Origin of the sequence: Microbacterium sp. LWH10-1.2 (genome assembly GCF_038397765.1) — a bacterium.
In the GTDB taxonomy this organism is placed as follows: Bacteria; Actinomycetota; Actinomycetes; order Actinomycetales; family Microbacteriaceae; genus Microbacterium; species Microbacterium natoriense.
Window position 1 is genome coordinate 3,543,777 of the sequence record NZ_CP151638.1, and the last position, 21,504, is coordinate 3,565,280.

Annotated in this window: 20 protein-coding genes; 12 read left to right on the forward strand and 8 right to left on the reverse strand. The window is 69.4% G+C overall.

What is annotated here, in order from left to right:
• From MRBLWH10_RS16550 to pknB, 5 genes are read left to right on the forward strand one after another with little or no spacing between them, the layout of a single operon-like run.
• Complete coding sequence (locus tag MRBLWH10_RS16550) at positions 1-1,293, forward strand: protein phosphatase 2C domain-containing protein (protein WP_341940765.1); 1,293 nt, start codon at positions 1-3, stop codon at positions 1,291-1,293.
• A complete protein-coding gene (locus MRBLWH10_RS16555) occupies positions 1,290-2,675 on the forward strand; it encodes an FtsW/RodA/SpoVE family cell cycle protein (RefSeq protein WP_341940766.1) in 1,386 nt (461 codons plus the stop codon). Before MRBLWH10_RS16550 ends, MRBLWH10_RS16555 begins: the two co-directional genes overlap by 4 nt.
• The gene (locus MRBLWH10_RS16560; RefSeq protein ID WP_341940767.1) at positions 2,672-4,129 is read left to right on the forward strand and encodes a penicillin-binding transpeptidase domain-containing protein; all 1,458 of its coding nucleotides are present in this window, start codon (positions 2,672-2,674) and stop codon (positions 4,127-4,129) included. Before MRBLWH10_RS16555 ends, MRBLWH10_RS16560 begins: the two co-directional genes overlap by 4 nt.
• Entirely contained in the window at positions 4,126-5,868 is a 1,743-nt protein-coding gene (locus MRBLWH10_RS16565; RefSeq protein WP_341940768.1) for a protein kinase, read from the forward strand. The genes MRBLWH10_RS16560 and MRBLWH10_RS16565 overlap by 4 nt, the downstream gene beginning before the upstream one ends.
• A gap of 58 nt (positions 5,869-5,926) precedes the next feature.
• Positions 5,927-7,618, forward strand: a complete 1,692-nt coding sequence (gene pknB / locus MRBLWH10_RS16570; RefSeq protein ID WP_341940769.1) for a Stk1 family PASTA domain-containing Ser/Thr kinase — start codon at positions 5,927-5,929, stop codon at positions 7,616-7,618.
• Between the two features lie 51 nt (positions 7,619-7,669).
• On the opposite strand, the gene MRBLWH10_RS16575 is transcribed toward pknB, so the two are convergent.
• Genes MRBLWH10_RS16575 through MRBLWH10_RS16585 form a run of 3 tightly spaced genes read right to left on the reverse strand, consistent with a single transcriptional unit; the run spans position 7,670 to position 9,267 of the window.
• Positions 7,670-8,305: a gamma-glutamyl-gamma-aminobutyrate hydrolase family protein gene (locus MRBLWH10_RS16575; RefSeq protein WP_341940770.1), complete on the reverse strand. Its 636-nt coding sequence runs from the start codon at positions 8,303-8,305 to the stop codon at positions 7,670-7,672.
• The gene (locus tag MRBLWH10_RS16580) at positions 8,302-8,457 is read right to left on the reverse strand and encodes a DUF4175 domain-containing protein (protein WP_146114275.1); all 156 of its coding nucleotides are present in this window, start codon (positions 8,455-8,457) and stop codon (positions 8,302-8,304) included. The genes MRBLWH10_RS16575 and MRBLWH10_RS16580 overlap by 4 nt, the downstream gene beginning before the upstream one ends.
• A gap of 15 nt (positions 8,458-8,472) precedes the next feature.
• Entirely contained in the window at positions 8,473-9,267 is a 795-nt protein-coding gene (locus MRBLWH10_RS16585) for a class E sortase (RefSeq protein WP_341940771.1), read from the reverse strand.
• Between the two features lie 92 nt (positions 9,268-9,359).
• Between MRBLWH10_RS16585 and MRBLWH10_RS16590 the strand changes: the two genes are divergently transcribed.
• Positions 9,360-9,599, forward strand: a complete 240-nt coding sequence (locus tag MRBLWH10_RS16590; protein WP_105673420.1) for a cell division protein CrgA — start codon at positions 9,360-9,362, stop codon at positions 9,597-9,599.
• Between the two features lie 438 nt (positions 9,600-10,037).
• Here MRBLWH10_RS16590 and MRBLWH10_RS16595 read toward each other — a convergent pair whose 3' ends face one another.
• Positions 10,038-10,928, reverse strand: coding sequence for a rhomboid family intramembrane serine protease (locus tag MRBLWH10_RS16595; RefSeq protein WP_341940772.1), 891 nt, complete (start codon positions 10,926-10,928; stop codon positions 10,038-10,040).
• Positions 10,929-10,948: 20 nt separating this feature from the next.
• A complete protein-coding gene (locus MRBLWH10_RS16600) occupies positions 10,949-11,506 on the reverse strand; it encodes a peptidylprolyl isomerase (protein ID WP_105673418.1) in 558 nt (185 codons plus the stop codon).
• A 106-nt stretch (positions 11,507-11,612) separates the two neighbouring features.
• Between MRBLWH10_RS16600 and MRBLWH10_RS16605 the strand changes: the two genes are divergently transcribed.
• Together MRBLWH10_RS16605 and MRBLWH10_RS16610 are read left to right on the forward strand one after the other, a co-directional pair.
• On the forward strand, positions 11,613-12,116 hold the full coding sequence (locus tag MRBLWH10_RS16605) for a DNA helicase (protein ID WP_105673526.1): 504 nt from the start codon (positions 11,613-11,615) through the stop codon (positions 12,114-12,116).
• A 61-nt stretch (positions 12,117-12,177) separates the two neighbouring features.
• On the forward strand, positions 12,178-12,639 hold the full coding sequence (locus tag MRBLWH10_RS16610; RefSeq protein ID WP_181155854.1) for a YbaK/EbsC family protein: 462 nt from the start codon (positions 12,178-12,180) through the stop codon (positions 12,637-12,639).
• A 143-nt stretch (positions 12,640-12,782) separates the two neighbouring features.
• Here the strand turns inward: MRBLWH10_RS16610 and MRBLWH10_RS16615 are convergent, their stop codons facing one another.
• Positions 12,783-13,205: an NUDIX domain-containing protein gene (locus tag MRBLWH10_RS16615; protein ID WP_105673417.1), complete on the reverse strand. Its 423-nt coding sequence runs from the start codon at positions 13,203-13,205 to the stop codon at positions 12,783-12,785.
• A gap of 169 nt (positions 13,206-13,374) precedes the next feature.
• Here MRBLWH10_RS16615 and MRBLWH10_RS16620 point away from each other — a divergent pair, with 169 nt between their 5' ends.
• Together MRBLWH10_RS16620 and MRBLWH10_RS16625 are read left to right on the forward strand one after the other, a co-directional pair.
• A complete protein-coding gene (locus MRBLWH10_RS16620; RefSeq protein WP_105673416.1) occupies positions 13,375-13,821 on the forward strand; it encodes a DUF1801 domain-containing protein in 447 nt (148 codons plus the stop codon).
• A gap of 191 nt (positions 13,822-14,012) precedes the next feature.
• Positions 14,013-15,086 (forward strand): 3-deoxy-7-phosphoheptulonate synthase, encoded by a 1,074-nt coding sequence (locus tag MRBLWH10_RS16625; protein WP_341940773.1) that lies wholly within the window; start codon positions 14,013-14,015, stop codon positions 15,084-15,086.
• Between the two features lie 105 nt (positions 15,087-15,191).
• Here MRBLWH10_RS16625 and MRBLWH10_RS16630 read toward each other — a convergent pair whose 3' ends face one another.
• Positions 15,192-15,467: a hypothetical protein gene (locus MRBLWH10_RS16630; RefSeq protein ID WP_105673414.1), complete on the reverse strand. Its 276-nt coding sequence runs from the start codon at positions 15,465-15,467 to the stop codon at positions 15,192-15,194.
• A gap of 88 nt (positions 15,468-15,555) precedes the next feature.
• Entirely contained in the window at positions 15,556-17,625 is a 2,070-nt protein-coding gene (locus MRBLWH10_RS16635) for an LPXTG cell wall anchor domain-containing protein (RefSeq protein WP_341940774.1), read from the reverse strand.
• A 167-nt stretch (positions 17,626-17,792) separates the two neighbouring features.
• On the opposite strand from MRBLWH10_RS16635, the gene MRBLWH10_RS16640 reads away from it, so the two are divergent.
• Complete coding sequence (locus MRBLWH10_RS16640; RefSeq protein WP_341940775.1) at positions 17,793-20,330, forward strand: AAA family ATPase; 2,538 nt, start codon at positions 17,793-17,795, stop codon at positions 20,328-20,330.
• 10 nt (positions 20,331-20,340) lie between these two features.
• Positions 20,341-21,465, forward strand: a complete 1,125-nt coding sequence (locus tag MRBLWH10_RS16645) for a Xaa-Pro peptidase family protein (RefSeq protein WP_341940776.1) — start codon at positions 20,341-20,343, stop codon at positions 21,463-21,465.
• The last annotated feature ends 39 nt before the right edge of the window (positions 21,466-21,504 follow it).

The following is a 21,504-nucleotide window of genomic DNA, read 5'->3' on the forward strand; positions in this document are numbered from 1 at the left end:
ATGGTCTTCGAGGGCTCGAGCGCCGCGATCTCCCACACCGGGAAGGTCCGCTCCAACAACCAGGACTCCGGATACTCCGGAGCCAACCTGTTCGTCGTCGCCGACGGCATGGGCGGACACGCGGGCGGCGACGTCGCATCGAGCATCGCGATCCAGCGCATGGAGCCCCTCGACCAGGCGTACGCCTCGACCGACGACGCGCAGGCGTCGCTGCAGGCCGCGGCCACGACGGCCGCCGGCGACCTGATCCGCGCCGCGAAAGACCGCCCCGAGCTCGCCGGACTCGGCACCACGCTCAGCGCGATCATCATGGTCGACGACTACGCCGTCATCGGCCACATCGGCGACTCGCGCATCTATCTCTTCCGCGACGACGCGCTGACGCAGATCACGGCCGATCACACCTTCGTGCAGCGGCTCGTCGACTCGGGCCGCATCACGCCGGAAGAAGCCCGCTACCACCCGCGGCGCTCGGTGCTCATGCGCGTGCTCAGCGACATGGACGCCGACCCCGAGCTCGACATGTTCGTCATGCACACCCAGCCGGGCGACCGCTGGCTGCTGTGCTCCGACGGACTCTCCGGCGTCGTCGACGAGACCCACATCCTCAAGGCGATGCGCCTCGGCATGGCTCCGGGCCGCACGGCCGACAGCCTCCTCAAGCAGGCGCTCGACGGCGGCGCGCCCGACAACGTCACGATGGTGCTCGTCGACGTCGGCGGACAGCACGCGATCTCGTCTGGCACGCCGACCATCGTCGGATCGGCCTCCAATCCGTCGAACATCGCGATCCCGGCCGCCCGTTCCGCGCTCAGCAACTGGCTGCACCCGGTGCGCCAGGCGGCGAACGAGCCGAGCCACTTCGAACCGGCCCCCGAGTACCTCGAGGAGCTGATCCAGGAAGACCGTCGGCGCGCACGTCGCCGCCGGTTCGGCTGGATCGCCGGGATGCTGCTGGTGCTCGTCATGCTCGGCATCGCCGCCTTCGCCGCCTACAGCTGGACCCAGACGCGCTACTTCATCGGCGCCGACGAGGACAGCGTCGTGATCTTCCAGGGCGTGCAGCAGAACATCGGGCCGATCACGCTGTCGACGCCGGTGCGCGACACCGACATCCTGCTCGCCGACCTGCCCGAGTACCAGCGCGCATCGGTGGAGCGCACGATCAACGCCCGCTCCCTGTCGGATGCCGACGCCATCGTCGCGCGCCTCCAGGCGGGAGCCGACGCGAACGCGATCCAGCAGACGCCCCTGCCCACTCCGATACCCACTCCGACGGAGGGCGCAGGATGAGCGTCGACGTCGCGGCTGATACCAGCGTCATCAAGGCGCTGCGCGGGATCCGGATGCCGCAGACGCAGCGCAACCGGGAGTTCTGGCTGCTGCTGTTCGCCATCGTCATCAGCGGCGCATCGCTGACCCTCGTGCAGCTCGGCGCCCTCGGCACGGTCGACCCGATGATCCTCGCGATCGGCGGCGGGCTCGCCGTGCTCGCGTTCGCCCTGCACTTCGTGCTGCGCGCCGTGGCCCGCGACGCCGATCCGTTCGTGCTCCCGATCGCCACGCTGCTGACCGGACTCGGCATCGCGATGATCTACCGGATCGACATCGCCAAGGCCTACACGGGCTGGGGAGCGTTCTCCACAAAGCAGCTCGCGTGGGCGGCGATCTCCCTTGCGGGGGCGATCGCCACCGTCATCCTGCTCCGCAACTACCGCGTGCTCTTCCGGTACACGTACATCTTCGGCCTCACCGGCATCGTCCTGCTGCTGCTGCCGTTCGTCCCCGGCCTGCGCATCCCCGACGCGAACGCGGCGGTGTGGGTGTCGCTGGGCGGCAACTTCGCCTTCCAGCCCGGAGAGCTCGCCAAGATCTGCCTCGCGATCTTCTTCGCCGGCTACCTCGTGCGCACGCGGGAGAGCCTGACCTCGGTCGGCACGCGCGTCCTCGGCATCACCTGGCCCCGCATGCGCGAGCTCGGACCGGTGCTCGTGGTGTGGGTGATCTCGCTCGGCATCATCGTGTTCCAGCGCGACCTCGGCACCGGAACCCTCATCTTCGGCATGTTCGTGGCGATGCTCTACGTCGCCACAGGGAAGACCAGCTGGGTGCTGATCGGCCTCGGCCTGGTGCTCGCCGGAGCCGTCGTCGCCACCCAGGTGCTCAGCTACGTGCACGGCCGGTTCATCAACTGGCTGTTCCTGTTCGATCCGGGCCAGGTGAACCCCGAGAAGGAGGGGTACCAGCCGATGCAGGGGCTGTTCGGCCTCGCCCACGGCGGGCTCATCGGCACCGGCTGGGGCCAGGGCCGCCCCGAGGTGACCCCGCTCGCGCACAGCGACTACATCATCACCAGCCTCGGCGAGGAGATCGGCCTGATCGGGCTGTTCGCGATCCTCTGCCTGTACATGGTGTTCGTGAGCCGCGGCATCCGCATCGGCCTCGCCGGTCAGGACGACTTCGGCAAGCTGCTCGCCACCGGGCTGTCGTTCACGATCGCGCTGCAGGTGTTCATCATGGTCGGCGGCGTGACCCGCGTCATCCCGCTCACCGGACTCACCACTCCGTTCCTCGCCGCCGGCGGCTCCTCGCTGGTCGCGAACTGGCTGATCGTCGCGCTGCTGCTGCGGATCTCGGATGCCGTGCGCTCCCAGCCGAGGACGGTGATCGGATGACCAAGGAGCTGCGCCGCCTCAGCATCGTCATGCTGTTCATGTTCATCTCGCTGTTCGCCGCGACCAGCTGGATCCAGGTCATCGACGCCGACGCGCTCTCCCAGAACGGCAACAACAAGCGCACTCGTCTGGACAGCTACGAGATCCAGCGCGGTTCGATCATCGTCGACGGGGTCGCCATCGCGTCGTCCGTGCCGAGCGACGACATGTACCAGTTCCAGCGCGTGTACACGGATGCCGCCATGTGGGAGCCCGTGACCGGCTACTTCAGCGCACCGCTGGACTCCCGCACCGGCATCGAGAAGGCCCTCAACGCCGACCTCTCCGGCACGGGCTCGAACGCGTTCTTCTCGGAGATCGAGCGGATCGTCAGCGGTCAGCCGCAGACCGGCTACAGCGTGAAGCTCTCGCTGAACACGGCAGCGCAGCGCGCCGCCTACGAGGGACTGCAGGGACTCAAGGGCGCCGTCGTCGCCATCGAGCCCAAGAGCGGACGCATCCTCGCGATGGTGTCGACGCCCGGCTTCGACACGAACCTCCTCGCCACGCACGATGCGGATGCCGCGAACGCCGCGTTCGCGCAGCTCGAGCAGGACCCGTCGAAGCCCCTGTCGAACCGCGCGATCGCGGGAGACCTCAACCCCCCGGGGTCGACGTTCAAGATCGTCGTGGCCGCGGCCGCCTTCGCGAGCGGCGACTGGACGCCGGAGTCGACGCTGCCGAACCCCGCGCGCTATCAGCTGCCCGGCTCGGACAACACGGTCTCGAACGCGTGGGGCGGCACGTGCGGCGGCGACGGCCCGACGGTGACGATCGCGGAGGCCGTGCGCCTCAGCTGCAACATCCCGATGGCGGAACTCGCCGTCGCCCTCGGCGACGACAAGATCCGCGAGATGGCCGAGAAGTTCGGCTTCAACCAGAGCTTCGACACCCCGCTCACCTCCACCCCGTCCAGCTACCCCCGGGGGCTCAACGACCCGCAGACCGCGCTCAGCGGTTTCGGTCAGGGTCAGGTCACCGCCACGCCGTTGCAGATCGCCATGGTGGCGGCTGGGCTCGCGAACGACGGAGTGGTCATGAACCCCCACATGGTGGATGCCGTGATCGGAAACGACCTGTCGGTCATCCGGTCGTACGACGACAGCGAGTTCGGTCGGGCAGTCGACGCGAGCGTGGCCGATCAGGTCACCGCCGCCATGGTGGCGAGCGTCGCTACGGGAGCGGCACAGGGTGCAAGAATAGACGGGATCGACGTGGCCGGTAAGACCGGTACCGCAGAGAACGGAAACAAGCCGCACACGTTGTGGTTCACCGGCTTCGCGCCGGCGGACGACCCCGCGGTGGCAGTTGCGGTCGTCGTCGAAGACGGCGGCGGAAAAGGGCAGTCCGGAAGCGGTGACACCATCGCCGCTCCGATTGCGAAGAAGGTCATAGAGGCGGTGCTGGGCAGATGAGACCGACGCAGGGTGTGTCGTTCGGTGGTCGCTACGAGCTGCAGTCGCGTATTGCGATCGGCGGCATGGGCGAGGTGTGGGAGGCGACGGATCACGTCATCGGACGCACCGTCGCGATCAAGATCCTCAAGGACGAGTACATGGGGGACCCCGGGTTCCTCGAGCGGTTCCGCGCGGAGGCGCGCCACGCCGCTCTCGTCAACCACGAGGGCATCGCGAGCGTCTTCGACTACGGCGAGGAGAACGGCAGCGCCTACCTCGTCATGGAGCTCGTGCCCGGCGAGGCTCTGTCGACCATCCTCGAACGCGACGGCGCGCTGAGCGCCGACAAGACGCTCGACATCGTCGCGCAGACGGCATCCGCTCTGCAGGCCGCGCACGCGGCCGGCCTCGTGCACCGCGACATCAAGCCGGGAAACCTGCTGATCACGCCAGACGGCCGTGTCAAGATCACCGACTTCGGCATCGCGCGCATCGCCGACCAGGTGCCGCTCACCGCCACGGGCCAGGTCATGGGCACCGTGCAGTACCTCTCTCCGGAGCAGGCCTCCGGCCACCCGGCGTCTCCGGCGACCGACACCTACTCGCTCGGCATCGTCGCGTACGAGTGCCTCGCGGGCAAGCGTCCCTTCACGGGCGAGTCGCAGGTCGCGATCGCGATGGCGCAGATCAACGAGCAGCCCCCGCCGCTGCCGCCGACCGTGCCGATCCCCGTGCAGAACCTCGTCATGGCGATGATCGCGAAGAAGCCGGCGGATCGCCCGTCGTCCTCCGCGACCGTCGCCCGCGCCGCACAGGCGCTGCGACGGGGCGACCTGAACTCGGCCGCCATCGCCGTTCCCGCCATCGCGAACGGCGGCATCGCCGACGACGCGACCCGGATGCTGACGGCATCCGGAGACGACGGCACGACGCGCATCCTGCCCACCACGGCGACCCTCCCCACCGGCGACGAGGTTGCCGAGGAGGAGGAGGGGAAGAAGAAACGCAGCCCCTGGACGTGGCCGCTGATCGCGCTCATCGCACTGCTCGTCATCGTCCTCGGTGGTGGACTCTGGGCGCTGTTCGGCCCGAAGGGCGGCGGAGACGCCGACCCGTCGAAGTCGCCTTCGACCTCGGCGAGCCAGACGCCGAAGCCCACGAAGACGCCGCCGACACCGACGCCCACGACGGCCCCGGTCGACGTCGCCTCTCTGGGCCTCATCGGTTTGAGCTGCGACGAGGCGATCGGGATCGCCACACAAGCGGGACTCGTCCCGTCGTGCGACGTGGGGACGACCCCCGCTCCCACTGCTGAACAGGTCGGCACGGTCGAGCAGGTCAGCCCCAGAGGTCTGCTGGAGCCCGGATCCGCGATCAGCATGACCGCGTACGCAGACCAGACGCCGATCGGCCAGCCCAAGAACGCTCCGACGTTCTCGGCCGCGACGACGATCATCGAGGGCGGCACGGCCACGCTGAACTGGACGAACTTCACGTGCCCGTCCGGCACCCCGAACCTGTCGTCCTACGAGGTCACCCTCACGAACGGCACGTTCACGGGCGGCAAGACGACGAGCAGCTTCGACCAGAACACGCGCAGCACCACGTTCACGGTCGACACCGGCAAGGCCGGTCAGGTCGTGACCGCGACGTATCGCGCGTTCTGCGGAGACCGTCCCTCCGACGTCTCGCCGCAGGGCCAGTCCACCGTGATCCTGCCCGCGGCGGAGACCGGCGGCAGCGATTCAGCAGGTTGACGGCTAGCGCATCGTAGGCTGAGAGCAGTTTCATCAGGTCGTATCAGGGGGTCAGTACGTGTCCACAGAGCCACGTGTTCTCGCGGGTCGGTACCGCGTCGACGAGCTCATCGGGCACGGCGGCATGGCCAAGGTGTACCGCGGCTATGACCTGACGCTCGGTCGCGACGTCGCGATCAAGATCCTCGACCCCGAGCTGGCGCGCGACACGGCGTTCCGCACGCGGTTCCGGCTCGAGGCTCAGGCCGCATCGCGCATGTCGCACCCGTCGATCGTGCGCGTGTACGACGCCGGAGACGAGACCGAGGGCGACGGCTCGCTCGTCGTGCCGTACATCGTCATGGAGCTCATCAGCGGCACGCTGCTGAAGGACATCATCTCCGCAGGCCCTGTGCCCGTGGACGACGCGGTGCGCTACGCCGACGGCATCCTCGAGGCCCTGGACTACTCGCACCGCGCCGGTGTCGTGCACCGCGACATCAAGCCGGGCAACGTCATGGTCACCGACAAGGGCCAGGTCAAGGTCATGGACTTCGGCATCGCGAGGGCCGTATCCGACTCCTCGTCGACCGTCGCCGAGACCACGCAGATCATCGGCACCGCCGCCTACTTCTCGCCGGAGCAGGCCAAGGGCGAGCCCGTCGACGCCCGTGCCGACCTGTACTCGACCGGCGTCGTGCTCTACGAGCTGCTCACCGGACGTCAGCCGTTCCGCGGTGAGTCCCCCGTGGCCGTCGCCTATCAGCACGTCAGCGAGACCCCCGTGCCGCCGACCGAGGTGAACGAGGACTCCCCCGGCGCCCTCGACCCGATCGTGCTCCGCGCCCTCGCGAAGGACCCGTATCAGCGCTACCCGGATGCCGCGCACTTCCGTGCCGCGCTCGACGCCGCCGTCGCGGGCCGTGCCCCGAGCCGCAAGGAACTCGGCGCGCTGACCAGCGAGCTGTACGGACCGAGCCCGAAGCAGGCGCAGGAGACCGCGCGTTCGCTCCGCCAGCTCAGCACCGACACCACGATGGCCCGCACGCAGTCCGGACCGCCGGTCGCGTGGATCTGGGCCGGGGTCGCGCTGCTCGCCGTGCTCCTGGCATCCATCCTGTTCTGGGTGATCACGATCAGCCGCACCGACGACACCCCTGTGACGGCGCGCACCGTGCCGAACCTCATCGATGTGGCCTCGGAGCGCGCTCAGGATGCACTGAGCGATCTCGATCTGACAGCCAAGGTCGTGCTCGAATCGAGTTCCGAGATCGCCGAGGGCAACGTCATCCGCACCGATCCCAAGGCGGGAGTGGCCGTCGCCGAGGGCGACGAGATCACGCTCTACGTCTCGTCCGGCAAGGAGACGGTCGTCGTGCCGACCCTGAAGGGCCTGTCGCTCGCGGCCGCGAAAGACGCCCTGTCCGCTGCCGGCCTGCAACTCGGCACGGTGATCCAGCGCAACGACAAGAGCCTCGCCGCCGACACGGTGATGGAGGCCAGCGAGAAGGCCGAGTCGGAAGTGGCCCCCAAGACCGTCGTGAACCTCGTGGTCGCGAGCGGTCGGGTCACGCTCACCGATGTCACCGGCTGGACCCTGGATGCCGCGAAGACGCAGCTCGAGCAGATCGGACTGACCCCGACGGGCGTCGAGCTCTCCGACTGCCCCGCGACGGATCCGCCGACGGTCGTCTCGATGTCCTCCGCGCCCGGTGACGTGGCCGTCGGCTCGCCGATCGAACTGCGCTACTGCACGGGCTCCGCGGGCTGATCGCGCTGCCATGACCGGTCGCTGAGCGAGCACACCTGCAGACGCGGCGCCTCAGCGCGAGGACTGCGGATGCAGCAGTTCGGCGCTGGCGACGGCATCCGCGTCGCCGAGCGAGGAGAGCCAGTTCGCGAGCAGCCGGTAGCCGCCCTCGGTGAGCACGCTCTCGGGGTGGAACTGCACGCCGACGATCGGCAGCGCGACATGGGCGATCGCCATGACCGTCCCCGAATCGGCGTGCGCCATCGCCCGCAGTTCACGGGGCAGTGCGGACTCCGCCACGGCGAGCGAGTGATAGCGCCCGACGTCGAACGGAGAGCGGATGCCGTCGAACAGCGCCGAGCCGTCGTGCACGACCGGCGACACCATGCCGTGCATGAGCTCCGGGGCCTCCGTGACCGGCGCACCGAAGGCCTCGGCGATGCACTGGTGCCCGAGGCAGACGCCGAGCAGCGGCATCCCCGTCTTCGCGGCGATGCGCACGGCGTCGATCGAGGCGCCGGCGTCGGCGGGCGCACCGGGCCCGGGGGAGAGCATCACCCCGTCGAACGCGAGCATGAGCGACTCGAGCCCTGCCGCGTCGACCGCGTCGGCCTCGATCATCTCGACGTCGGCGCCGAGCTCTCGCAGGTAGCCGACGAGGGTGTGCACGAAGCTGTCGTGATTGTCCACGACGAGCACGCGCGTCATTCGACGTCGACCTCGCCCGGGGTGATGAAGGGGCTGACCCACGGGAACACGAACCAGAACAGCGCGTACAGGACGGCCGCGACGAGCACGAGCAGGATGAAGAGCCTCAGCCACCACGGACCGGGCAGCAGGCGCCAGAGTGCGGCGTACATGATTCCTCTCGTTCCCTACACCGACGGCGCGGCCGGGGGCGGCGGCGGATCGGTCAGAGCCTTGGGCGGACCCTCGGCGCGCGGCTGGAAGCTCTCGAAGACACCGTAGGCGACGATGCGCTCGGCGAGCGAGTACAGAGGGGAGCAGGCGGTCAGCGTGATGTACTGCTCTCCGGTCTCGACGCCGGGCACCTGCGGCACGTCGAGCAGCACGTCCGTCTGCGTCGGCTTGACGTACTCGAGCGTGCGGAAGCGGTAGGTGAACCAGCCGTCGGGCGTCTCGACGACGATCGCGTCGTTCAGCTGCAGCTTGTCGAGCTGGTTGAAGGGCTTGCCCCACGTGGTGCGGTGCGCGGCCATTGCGAAGTTGCCGATCTCACCCGGCATCTTCGAGTCGGTGTAGACGCCGATGCCGAGCTTGTCGAGGGTTCCCGCGCGGGTGGTGCCGCCGTAGATGCCCTTGTTGTAGTCGGCGCCGAAGCGCGGGATGTGCATCTGACCGAGCTGCTCGGTGTTCGCAGGCTTCGCGGGTACGACAGGCGCGTAGACGGTCGTGCCGTCATCCTTCTCCACGAGCGGCGGAAGCTCGGGAGCCGGCGCCTCCGCCCATTCCTTGGAGATCGCCGCGCCCTGATCGTTCTTCTCCGCGCTGATGATGATGTCGCCGATCCACATCTGCCAGGCGACGAAGAGCAGCACGAGGACGCCTGCGGTGAGCAGCAGCTCACCGAGCACGCTCGTGAACGTGGCGCGCGAGCGGGGACGGCGATGACGCCTGCGTCGCTCCCCCGAGACGACGGATGCACTCATGCCGCTGATACTATCCGTGATTCCTGTGCGGATGCCGCGCTCTCGCCCCCCGGATTCTCGGCGCTGCGAGGAGTCGTGGGTAGAATGACGGCATGGCACGAGACCGCAAGACAGAAGAACCCGAAGTGACGCGCGCCGAAGGCGACGCTGCGCCCAACGCGGTGTGGTTCAAGCCCGTGATGATCGGCTTCATGCTGCTGGGTCTGGCCTGGATCCTCGTGTTCTACATCTCCGGCATGGCGTTCCCGATCCCCGGTCTCGGCAACTGGAACCTGGCCATCGGCCTCGGCATCGCGCTGATCGGCTTCCTCATGACCACGCGGTGGCGCTGACCGCATCCTCTTCCTGAGAAGAAGGCCCCCTCGATGACGAGGGGGCCTTCTTCGTTTCCGCCCGACCGCCCGAGCACGCAGCGCCGCCCGCATGCGTGTGCGTACCGACGCTGAGGAGTCACAAACTGCCGCATCCCGGCACCTAGACCCGACACTTCACGACCCCTCACCCGATCTCCCCACGCGAGCAGGCGAAGCGATGCGTCCCCAGCGAGCGAGTGCAGCGATGCGGCGTAAGGGCGCAGGGATGTTCCCGGAGCGAGCATCGGGAGGGGCCCGCCAGGCGGGAGGGATCCCGCTCTGCGAGCGAAGGGAACATCCCTGCGCCCGTCCCCCGCAGAACTCAGGAGTGAGAGTTATCCACAGATCTCTCCACAGCTGGGGAGAATTACACCGGTGTTATTCACAGGGGTTAACAACCCTGTTAACAACTCTCGATCAGGCCAAAAGCACGAGCGGTGGAACGATGAACACCACAACGATCAACAGAATGGTGATAACTGCGAGCAGAACGATCTGCCATACGCGCTGCTCGCGGCGACGCGTCCGCGTGTACACGAACGCGACGAGAGCGCCGATGATCGCGCCGCCCAGGTGCGCCTGCCACGCGATGCCGCCGACGAAGAAGCCGAAGGCGAAGTTGACTCCGAGGATGATCAGAATGCCGGTGACGTTGGCGCCGATGTGGCGCCCGACGATGAGCAATGCGGCCATGAGGCCGAAGATCGCTCCCGAGGCACCGACGGTATAGATGCCGGGTGCGATGACCGCGACAGCGACCGAACCGCCGAGTCCGCTGATCAGGTACAGCGCCAGATAGCGCGCTCTGCCGAGCATCGGCTCGAGGATCTGCCCGAGCATCCACAGCGCGAGCATGTTCAGCGCCAGATGGATGAAGCCGCCGTGGGCGAAGACCGCGGTGAGCAGACGCCAGGGCTCGAAGGGGAAGACCGACAGGTTCGGGTAGAGGTAGACCGCGTTGAACCGCAGGGCCTCGGTGATCTGGGGACCGAGGCCCGGGATGAGCTGCAGCAGCCCGATGAACGACGTGACCGCGAGGAGCGCGTAGGTCACGACCGGCCTGCCGCTGCGGGTGGCGGTCGCGATCGCGCCGCCTCCGCCCCAGCGCCGCGCAGCCTTCTTCTGCGCGGGGGTGCGGTTCTTGCGATCCTCTTTCATGCACTCGGGGCAGATGACCCCGACCGCGGCCTGGGTCTGGCACTCGGGGCAGACCGTGCGCATGCACCGCTGGCAGAGCACGAAGCTCTGCCGATCCGGATGCCGATAGCAGTAGTTGTCGCGATTGCTCGTGAACTCGGAGCTCGTCATCCGGATCGGCTCGCTCGGCGTCAGGCCGCGACGATGTCGATCGACTGCAGCACGACCGGCTCGATCGGGCGGTCGCCCGCTGCTGTCGGCACGGCGGCGATCGCGTCGACGACGGCCTTGGAGGCGTCATCGGCGACCTCGCCGAAGATCGTGTGCTTGCCCTGCAGCCACGGCGTCGGGTCGGTGGTGATGAAGAACTGCGAGCCGTTGGTGCCCTCGACCTCGCCGGTGATGGCGTTGCGGCGCAGGCCGGCGTTGGCCATCGCGAGGATGTAGGGCTCGTTGAAGTTGAGCTCGCCGTTGATCTCGTCGTTGAAGTTGTAGCCGGGACCGCCGACGCCCTGACCGAGCGGGTCGCCGCCCTGGATCATGAAGTTCGGGATGATGCGGTGGAAGATGACGTCCTTGTAGAGGGGACCCTCGCCCGGCTTGCCGGTGGCGGGGTGCGTCCAGTCCTGGGTGCCGTCGGCGAGGCCGACGAAGTTCTTGACCGTCTTCGGAGCGTGGTCGCCGAAGAGGTTGATGACGATGTCACCGTGGTTGGTGTGGAGGGTTGCGACATGAGAAGCGTGAGCCATGCCCATATTCTCGCAGAGCTTCCGGTGAGTTTGCCCGGGTTTCATGCCGCTTCCAGCATGGCGTGGCAAGATGGTGAACCCGTACTCCAAACGACAGGAGAGCATCGTGAGCCTCAGCCGCAAGCGGAAGAAGGAACTGCGTCGTCTTCAGAACGACGCGAACCAGCTCTGGGAGAACCAGCAGGTGCTCGTCGGCCACGCCGCCGACGTCGCCCGTGAGGCCGGTCGTCAGCTCGGCAACTTCAATCGCGAGCAGGTGGTCCCCGTCGTTCAGGACACGTACAACCGTCGCGTCGCACCGGTCGTCGACCAGGGTGTGCGCTTCGGCAAGCACGTCGTCGACGACAAGGTCGTCCCGATCGTCGGCGGAGTCGTCGGCACCGCTCTGAGCGCCTGGGATGTCGCGAACGCGAAGCGTCACGGCCTGAGCGCCCCGCGCGGCCGCGCCGTCGTCGTCACCGAGAAGAAGGGCCCGGGTCTCGGCTCGGTCGTCGCCCTGATCCTCGGCGCCGCAGCAGCCGTCGGCGTGCTCTACGCCGCATGGCAGGCGCTGCGCGCAGACGACGAGCTGTGGGTCGCCGACGACCCGCTGTCCGCTCCCGACGCGTGACTCGGACAGGTCGTTGAGCGAGGACGCCGCAGGCGACCGAGACGAAACGCCCCATTCCCGGGTGCGGGATGCCGCGGCATCCCGCGGTCTCGACATCGAGATCCGTGAGCGCCCGCAGGCGAAGAGCCTGTTCGAGGCTGCGGAGCTGCTCGGACTCGACCCTTCGGGGATCGTGAAGACGCTGGTCGTGAAGCGGTCGGACGACACCTACCTCTTCGCCCTGGTGCCCGGCGGCCGGTCGATCTCGTGGCCGAAGCTGCGCGCCGTCGTGGGCGTCAACAAGCTGCGACTGCCGGAGCCCGAACTGGCTCTGGCCGCCACCGGATACGAGCGCGGCACGATCGTGCCCATCGGCAGCACCACGGACTGGCCGATCTACGCGGACGAGTCGATCGTCGGCCGACGCATCGCGATGGGTGCGGGCGCCCACGGCTACAGCCTGTTCGTCGAGGCTGATGACCTCATCTCCGCGTACGGCGCGACGGTCGCCGACATCACCGTGCCGGAGGAGCCGCGCGGCTGATCGGCGCGGGGAGTGCGTGTCGTCTCGCTGCGCTCGCTCAACGACGAGGGAAGGCACCACTGGTCGTTGAGCGAGAGAGCGCCAGCGACCGAGACGAAACGCCTCACCCGTCCGCGCGACCTCGGAAGGCGCTCAACGACGGGTCAGAGGATGCCGGCCATCCTCAGCGCGATGTCGACGAGCTTCACCCGCTGGAGCCCTGCGACGGCGTCACGGGGGAACCACTCCGCCATGTCGGTCGAGCCCTCGGTCTCGAAGCGCAGCTTGCCGCCGGTGACGCTCGCGCGGTAGACGATGCGCAGGGTGTGCAGCGGCGAGTCCGACTTCTGCACACGCTGGGTGGCGGGGATCACGCGGGAGTGGATGCCGAGCAGCTCGCCGACCTTGACGGAGTACCCGGTCTCCTCGCGGAGCTCGCGGCGCACGGCCGCCTCGGGGTCCTCTCCGGCTTCGAGTCCGCCGCCGGGCATGGTCCACGCGACGCGGCGTCCGTCGATCCAGCGCGCCAGAAGGATCCGGTCATCGTCATCGGTGACGACCGCGTATGCCGCGACGCGCATGTCCATGGCTCACACCCTATCCGCTCGTCGACCGGGCCAGCCGTGAGAAGTCGCACCCGCGACCTCGTCCGTCTGCGCACGCCTCGACCGCCTGCGTGATCGATCAGGAATCGAGAAGCGCAGCCCTCGTCGGCATCCCTACGCTGAGGTCATCACCGATCGAGAGGACACTCCCATGGCCGACAACGAGAAGAACTTCACCGCCGAGGAACGCGACGCCATGAAGGCGGCCGCCGCCGAGAAGAAGACCGCGCGCTCCCGTGCGAAGAAGACGCCGGAGGAGGCTCGGGCCGAAGGGGAGGCCGACCTGCAGGCGGCGATCGCGAAGCTCTCCGACGACGATCGGGTGATCGCAGAGGGCCTGCACGCCCTGGTGTTCGAAGCCGCTCCTCACCTCGTGCCGCGGACCTATTACGGCATGCCCGCGTGGGGCAAGGACGGCAAGGTGCTGTGCTTCTTCCAGCCCGCGAGCAAGTTCAAGACCCGCTACGGCACGTTCGGCTTCGAGCAGCCCGCACAGCTCGACGACGGCACGATGTGGCCGGTGGCCTACGCCGTGCTCGAGCTCGACGAGGCCAACCGCTCGTTCCTCGCCGAGCGGATCCGCCTCGCCGCCGGATGACCTCTCCGCATGGGGTAGGGTCTTCTCCATGACCAATTGGTATGCGTATTTCGAGTCGGCTCTGGAGGGGCCGTCGCGACACTGACGCGTACCGACACCTTCAGAGCCGACAGGGCAGAGCATCCGCTCTGCCCTTCGCCGTTTCGGCGGGCTCTGCATCGGGTCCGCCCTTAGTGGACAGGACCCACCCCGTGAACGACACCACCACCGTCGACGCCACCGCCGACCTGCACGTCGCGAGCTTCACCACCATCCCCGCGCCCGGCGAGATCGCCGCGGAGCTGCCGGTGGGCGACGAGCGCTCCGCCCTCGTCTCGCGCACTCGCGACGAGGTTCGCCGCATCATGACGGGGGAGGACGACCGTCTGCTCGTCGTCGTCGGCCCGTGCTCGATCCACGACCCCGACGCGGGGCTGGAGTACGCCGGACGTCTGGTGCGCGAGGCCGAGAAGCACAGCGGGGAGCTGCTCGTCGTGATGCGCACGTACTTCGAGAAGCCGCGCACCACGGTCGGATGGAAGGGTCTGATCAACGACCCGCACCTCGACGGCAGCCACGACATCGAGGCCGGACTGCGGATGGCGCGGGCCTTCCTGCGCGATGTGACGGCGCTGGGGATGCCGTGCGCCACCGAGTTCCTGGAGCCGATCAGCCCGCAGTACACCGCGGACCTGGTGACCTGGGGCGCGATCGGTGCGCGGACCACCGAGAGCCAGATCCACCGCCAGCTGGCATCCGGGCTGTCGATGCCGATCGGGTTCAAGAACGGCACGGACGGCGGACTGCAGGTCGCCCTGGATGCTGCGGCCGCGGCATCCGCTCCGCAGGCCTTCCTCGGGATCGGCGCCGACGGACGTGCGAGCCTCGTCACCACGACGGGCAACCCCGACACCTCGGTGATCCTCCGCGGCGGGGCGGACGGACCGAACTACGAGGTGGAGCACGTGCGGCGCGCGTCGGAGCGGCTGGCGGCATCCGGACTCACCGACAGGCTCGTGATCGACGCCAGCCACGGCAACAGCGGCAAGGACCACCTGCGCCAGGCCGAGGTCGTGACCGAGCTCGCCGCGCAGATCGCCGCCGACGGGCGGGCGATCGCCGGCGTGATGCTGGAGAGCAACCTCGTCGCGGGCGCCCAGAAGCTCGACGTCGCCGCCGGTCCTGCCACCCTGGTGCGCGGTCAGAGCGTGACGGATGCGTGCATGGGCTGGGACGCCACCGTCACGGCCCTCGCCGAGCTGGCCGCCGGCGTGCGAGCGCGCTGATCGGGTGCTCCCGCCGGCCTGTTCCGGTCGCAGACCCGGTCGCGAACTGCGCGGATTCGGGACCCGGTTTGCGACCGGAGCAGCCTGCGAGTCGAAGGAGAGGCGTCAGGCGACGCGGACGTTCAGGAGCTGCCAGCCCTCCGGCACCTTCGCGTGCAGGGCGTCGAGGTCGTCGGCCTGCACTTCGGTGACCTGGTCGCGGCGAGCGAACGTCCCGACGGACTTGAGCACCGCCGCCCCCTTGATCATCTCGACAGGGGAGGAGATCAGATCGAAGCCGGCGGGCCGGTGCGCCTCGAGCAGAGTCTGGATCTCGGCGAGGTCGGCGCCCTCCACCCGGACGGAGGTGGTTTCGACGGGACGCATCAGACCGATCAGCACCCTCTGATCCTACGTCGCGAGAACCACGGGGCCGCACCCGCCGCGCACCGTGAGGAGTGCGCGGCCGGGTACGGCCCCGAGCCTCCCGCTATGCGCGCCTGCGTCGGACGACGATGAGCGCTCCCGCGGCCATCAGCGCCAGAGCGGCACCGGCGACGCCGGTCCAGAGACCGGCATCCGTCCCGGTAGCGGCGAGGCCGCCTGAGGTCCCGCCCGCCTGACCCGGCGTCCCGGGGTTCGACGTGCCAGGGCCTGGGGTGCCCGGCTGCGAGGCGGCGGTGACCGTCAGGACGGCCTCGGATCGGAGATCGCCCTGGGTGAGCGCGATCGGATGGTCGCCGGGCGCGACGCCCGCGCGGCGGAGGGTGAAGGAGACGGAACCGCTGGCATCCGCGAGCGCGGCGCCGACCTCCTGACCGTCGAAGAGGACCGCGACCGCCTGACCGGGGGTGAACCCGGTGCCCGCGAGCTGAACACCCGTGGCGGCCAGCGAGTCGGTCGCGATCCGCGAGACGCTCAGCACGAGTCCGGGGGATGCCGGATCAGCGGTGACCTGCAGTTCGGCCTCGCCGAGGACGTCTCCCGGTGCGAAGGCGGCGAGCGCCTCGCCCCGCGGTGCGAAGCCCGGCCCCTGCACGAGCTGCACGGTGTGCCTGCCCGGTGCGACATCGGGCACCGTGAACGACGCCGAACCCGTGCCCGTGGCGGAGGCGGTGAACGTCGCGACCTGGGTGCCGTCGAACAGGACGCGGACCGGGACCTCAGCCGGCAGGCCCTCGGCCGTGAGCGCGATCCCGTCGGCCTCCAGCGCACCGCTCGCGATCTCCGACGGAGTGAGGGTGACGTCGGCCGGATCGATCGGGTCGGCCGTGACGACGACCGTGTCGGATGCCTGCCACTGACCGCTGCGCACGAGCACCGTCGATGTGCCGGCCGCGACGCCAGAGCGGAGGACGGACGTCGCGACCGCTCCGGTGTCGCTGGTGATCGCGGTCGTGACCACGGCGCCGTCGAAGAGCACCTCGACCGGCGCGTTCTCGGGGAAGCCACTGCCCTGCACCTGGATGCCCGCCGACGCGAGCTCCGACTGCGAGATCGTGTCGGGGGTGACGAGCACCGCCGGGTGGTAGACGACCGGGTCGGCCTCGACGGTCAGCACGGCGGATGCCGACCACTGCCCGCTGGTCAGTGTGATCGTGTGAGCCCCCGGTGCGACGGCTGCGCGGGAGAGCGCGTAGCCGACAGAGCCGTCTGCGCCGCTGTCGACGGTCGCGACGGTGGTGCCGTCGAACGCGATGGTGACCGCCGCGGACGGCGGGAACCCCGCGCCCGTGACGGAGACGCCGGCGCCGGCGAGCGCGGAGACCGTCGTGGTCGACGGGCTCACCGCCGCCGTCGGCGTGTAGGTCGGGTCTGCCACGACGGTGAACGTCGTCTGGGCCGTACGCGCTCCGCTCGTGAATTTCACGACGTGGTCGCCGACCGTGGCGTTCGGCCAGTGCAGGATGACCTCGACGGACCCGTCGGCGCCCGCCGTGCGCGTCGCCGCCTGCTGGCCGTCCACGAGGAGAGCGACCGAGCTGTCCGGTGCGAAGCCGGTGCCCGTGAAGCGCACGACACCGGCCGGATCGGTGATCTGCGACAGCGTCGCGGGGTTCGGATTCACCGTGATCTGCGGCGCAGGGGTGCCGTCGACGGCCGCGTCGTAGGTGAACTGCGTGCCCGTGCACTGCAGCCCCGCGCCGACCATGTCGGCGGCGTTCGATCCGGAACTCGTGACCGTGCCGTCGTCGTGGAAGGTCCCGCCCAGCCAGTACTCGGCGTGATAGTCGGCATCGATCTGATAGGTCCAGTTGGCCTGGAAGGTGCCGTCCGCGCCGATCACCGTGTCGGGGATGTCGTTGAACGTGAGCGGAGAGGGGATCGGAGGGTTGAGTCCGCAGAAGATCGTTGAGGTGGTGGCGACGTCCGTCACCTTGCCGTCCGACACCGTGATCGTGATGTCGTACCCGTGGCTGTTCTCCCCGACGTAGACGCCGTCCTGTGTGGCGGCCTGGGCGGGCGCCGCGATCACGACGGCGCTGAGGCCGACGGCGAGGGCGATGCCGGTGCCCGCGCCGAGGAGGCGCCTGAGGCGTGTGCGTAGCTGCGATGTCATCGAGTGGTTCCTGTACTGGGGTCGGCGGACACAATCATGCACAGGCTATGAATCGGGCTGAAGAGCGCGCATCCGTAGAAACACGGCAATTGATCGAATGGTTCGAGAAAAGCCCCGTGGGAAGCGATATCCCACTATTCTCATTCTGTGCGCGGAGGGGAGAGCACATGTTCATCGGACGTCGAGACGAGCTCGATCGCCTGATCACGCACGCCGAGACGTCCGCCGACGCTCCCCACCGGATCATCCTCATCGAGGGACCGATCGGGATCGGCAAGACCGCTCTCGTCGGAGAGTTCCTGCGTTCGGGTCCTCCTCAGCGCACGCTCTTCGCCCGCCCTGATGAGATCGCGACGAACATCCCCCTCGGCGGCATCCGAGCGATCGTCGAGGATCTCCTGCAGGCCGACCTCGCCCTGCTTCTCGCCCGGCGCGCACCGCGTGCCCTGCAGCGCGATGTCCGCGACGCGCTGTCGAGCTCACCGACCGTGCTGGTGATCGACGACGCCCACTGGCTGGACGACCCGGCCGCAGAGCTGATCGAAGGGCTGCTGGCCGACCCCACGACGACGGGTCTCGTCCTGGTGCTGTGCTTTCGAACCGGCACCGTACCGGACACGCTGCTGCACGCGGTCGCACGCGGAGGCGCCCAGGTGCACCGCATCGGCCTCGCACCGCTCGCCGACGACGAGGCCGCTGACCTCCTCCGTCAGCACGGCGCCGATGACGATGCCCTCGTGGAGCTCGCCGGCGGGAACCCGCTGTTCCTCCGCCTGCTCGCGGATGCCGCGCGGGATGCACCCGCCCGGACCGACGCGCGCGAACCGCTCGAGATCGGCGACGCTCTGCGCGGGGAGTTCAGCACACTGGATGCTCCCGCGCTGACGCTGCTGCATGCCCTTTCGCTCACCCCGGCGGTCGCCCCCGCCGCGCTCGCACGACTCGTCCGGATGGATGGCGCTTTCTCTGGCGACTCCCCGACCGATGACGCCCTCGCCGACGCGGCTGACCGCCTGGCCCGCCGCGGCCTCATCGACGCGGACGAGCTGAGGATCGTCCATCCGTTCATCCGTGCGGCCGCCTATCGCCACATGCGGGCCGGCGCTCGGCGGCGAGCGCACCGCCTCGCCGCCGAGAGCGCGTCTGACCTGCTGGAACGCGCCTCCCACCTGCAGCAGCTCGGCTCGCATCTGACCGCGGACGAGATCCAGACGATCGTGGATGCCGCGGAGATCGTGACCTCGACGTCTCCGCGCAGCAGCATCGCGATGCTCATGCGAACGACGAGGATCCCGCATCGCGCACGGGACCTGGGGCTGGCGCGTGCGCTGCTGCTCGACGGGCGGCCCGTCGAGGCCGAGCGGGTGCTGCGCGAGGCGCACGTCTCCGAGCAGCCGACGGGGGAGGCCCTCTCCCTTCTGATGCAGTCGCTGCGCATCCAGGGCCGACCCGACGAGGCGTTCGAGCTCGCGCGGGACATCGGAGCGGCGACGCTCGCCCCCGAGGTGATCGTCGAGCTGGCGACCCTGGCCGTCATGCACGACGGCGACTACGAGATCGATGCCAGGGCCTGGCTCAGAGAAGACGACGAGCGGCCGGGGCACGCCACCGCCCTCGCCGGGCTGCGCGCGCTGTCGCACCTCAGGGTGGGGGATCTCGATCGCGGCCGGGAGGCATACCGCATCGCCAAGGACGGCTTCGAGACGCTCACCGCGTCGGAGCTGCTGCCCGTTCTCGACGTCGTCACGGCGATGGGGTGGTGCGCGCACTTCCTGGCCGACTTCGACGACGGGGCTCGCCTCGTGGAGCGCGGCATCCGCCTCGCCGAGTCGCACGGGCGCTTCCACGTGCTGCCTCACCTCTACCTGATCCTCGCCTTCCTCTGCATCCCCCTGGATCGGTGCGCCGAGGCCGAGGAGCTCAGCGAACTGGCGATAGCGGCGTCGGAGAAGTACAACTGGCCGGATGCCGTTCCGCTGGCGCTCACCGCGTCGCTGGTCGCCGCGCCCGGTCGGGTGAGCGCGGAGGAGTTCGCGACCCGCTACCGGAGACTCGTGGAGGCGGGGCTGCCGCAGATCCTGTGGTGGCGTCGTGTCGTGCGCCTGTTCATCTGCCGCGGTTCGATCGTGCTCGGCCAGCCCGCCGATCTCGAGGCTCTGGAGATCGACCGCCACGACATCTTCGCCTCGCAGAAGCACATCGGTCTCGGTGAGCTCGCCGTCGCGCGGGGCGATCTCGACGAGGCGCTCGCTCACGCCGAGGCGGCCATCGAGTGGGGGAGACGCGCGGACCACCCGTCCCAGAGCGGGCACGGAACGATGTTCCGCGCCCAGCTGCGCGTGCGCCAGGGCAGGATGGCGGATGCTCTCGCCGACGCCCGCGAGGCCGCGGACCTGTTCGATCGAGCGGGCGCCGTGCTGTATCGGCGCTTCGCGGAAGCCGCGATCGCCCGGTTCGGCGCTCCCACGGCCGAGGAGGATGTTCCGCTCGACGCGCTCACTCCGCGGGAGCAGGACGTCGCGGAGCTCGTGGCCGACGGACACACGAACCGCATGATCGCCGAACGGCTGCATCTGAGCCCTCGCACCGTGGAGAGCCACGTCGCACGCATCCTGCAGAAGACGGGGCTGCGCTCGCGCGCGGGCATCGCACGCCATCTCGATGGCGCGCAGCCTTCCGTTCCGCCGGGCCGACCTGCGCAGTAGCGTTGACGTCGTGAGCACAACGCCGTTCCCCGCCTCCGTGTACGCCGACCGACTCGACCGGGCTGCGGCCCTCGCCGCGGATGCAGGGATCGACGGCATCGTCGTGGGCCCAGGACCCGACCTGCAGTATCTGGTCGGGGTGGAGGGCGACACGATCGAGCGCCTCACCGCCCTGGTGGTGCGTCCCGGCGCCGCCGCGACCATCGTCGTGCCGCGCATGGAGCTCGCCAAGGTCCGCAGCACCGCGGTCGGCGAGCTGGGGCTGGCCGTCGCCGACTGGGTCGACGGCGAGAACCCCTACGACCTCGTGGCCTGGGCCCTGGGCGCGGTCTCGCGGGTGGGGGTGTCGGATGCGCTGCCCGCACTGCACGTGATCCCGCTCGCCGAACGCCTGGGGGTTCGGCTCGAACTCGCCACCCCGGTGCTGCGCGAGAGCCGGATGATCAAGGATGCCGCCGAGATCGTGGAGCTGCGACGTGCCGGCGCGGCGATCGACGCGGTGCATCGGCGGGTGCCGGAGTGGCTGCGCGCAGGTCGCACGGAGCGGGAGGTCGCCTCGGACATCGCGGAGGCGATCATCGCCGAGGGGCACCGCACCGTGGAGTTCGTGATCGTCGGCTCAGGGCCGAACGGGGCGGATCCGCACCACGAGGTGTCCGACCGCGTGATCGAGGACGGCGATGTCGTCGTGGTCGACATCGGCGGCGCCGTGCCCAGCGGCTACAACTCCGACAGCACCCGCACCTACGTCGTCGGACGTCCCTCGTCTCCCGACGCGGCCGAGCGGATCGCCGTGCTCGTGCGCGCCCAGCAGGCCGCCGTCGACGCGGTGCGACCGGGAGCGACGGCCCAGCAGGTGGATGCCGCCGCGCGCGACGTGCTGACGGATGCCGGCTTCGGCGAGTCCTTCCTGCACCGCACCGGACACGGCATCGGCGTCTCGGTGCACGAGGAGCCGTACATCGCCCCCGGCAACGACCTGGTCCTGCGCGAGGGGATGGCCTTCAGCATCGAGCCGGGCATCTACTTCGCCGGGTCCTGGGGCGCGCGCATCGAGGACATCGTCATCGTGACCGCCGACGGCGGCGAGCGCCTCAACCTCGCGCCGCACGACCTGCGCTCGGTCGGCGGCTGACGCCGGGCGTCCCGGCGGGGCCGATCGAGCTCGCCGGGT

Bases quoted from the DNA above. Each gene is read 5' to 3' on its own strand.
- MRBLWH10_RS16550 (WP_341940765.1), top strand. From the start codon at position 1: ATGGTCTTCGAGGGCTCGAGCGCCGCGATCTCCCACACCGGGAAGGTC.
- MRBLWH10_RS16555 (WP_341940766.1), top strand. From the start codon at position 1,290: ATGAGCGTCGACGTCGCGGCTGATACCAGCGTCATCAAGGCGCTGCGC.
- MRBLWH10_RS16560 (WP_341940767.1), top strand. From the start codon at position 2,672: ATGACCAAGGAGCTGCGCCGCCTCAGCATCGTCATGCTGTTCATGTTC.
- MRBLWH10_RS16565 (WP_341940768.1), top strand. From the start codon at position 4,126: ATGAGACCGACGCAGGGTGTGTCGTTCGGTGGTCGCTACGAGCTGCAG.
- MRBLWH10_RS16575 (WP_341940770.1), bottom strand. From the start codon at position 8,305: ATGACGCGCGTGCTCGTCGTGGACAATCACGACAGCTTCGTGCACACC.
- MRBLWH10_RS16580 (WP_146114275.1), bottom strand. From the start codon at position 8,457: ATGTACGCCGCACTCTGGCGCCTGCTGCCCGGTCCGTGGTGGCTGAGG.
- MRBLWH10_RS16585 (WP_341940771.1), bottom strand. From the start codon at position 9,267: ATGAGTGCATCCGTCGTCTCGGGGGAGCGACGCAGGCGTCATCGCCGT.
- MRBLWH10_RS16590 (WP_105673420.1), top strand. From the start codon at position 9,360: ATGGCACGAGACCGCAAGACAGAAGAACCCGAAGTGACGCGCGCCGAA.
- MRBLWH10_RS16595 (WP_341940772.1), bottom strand. From the start codon at position 10,928: ATGACGAGCTCCGAGTTCACGAGCAATCGCGACAACTACTGCTATCGG.
- MRBLWH10_RS16600 (WP_105673418.1), bottom strand. From the start codon at position 11,506: ATGGCTCACGCTTCTCATGTCGCAACCCTCCACACCAACCACGGTGAC.
- MRBLWH10_RS16615 (WP_105673417.1), bottom strand. From the start codon at position 13,205: ATGGACATGCGCGTCGCGGCATACGCGGTCGTCACCGATGACGATGAC.
- MRBLWH10_RS16620 (WP_105673416.1), top strand. From the start codon at position 13,375: ATGGCCGACAACGAGAAGAACTTCACCGCCGAGGAACGCGACGCCATG.
- MRBLWH10_RS16635 (WP_341940774.1), bottom strand. From the start codon at position 17,625: ATGACATCGCAGCTACGCACACGCCTCAGGCGCCTCCTCGGCGCGGGC.
- MRBLWH10_RS16640 (WP_341940775.1), top strand. From the start codon at position 17,793: ATGTTCATCGGACGTCGAGACGAGCTCGATCGCCTGATCACGCACGCC.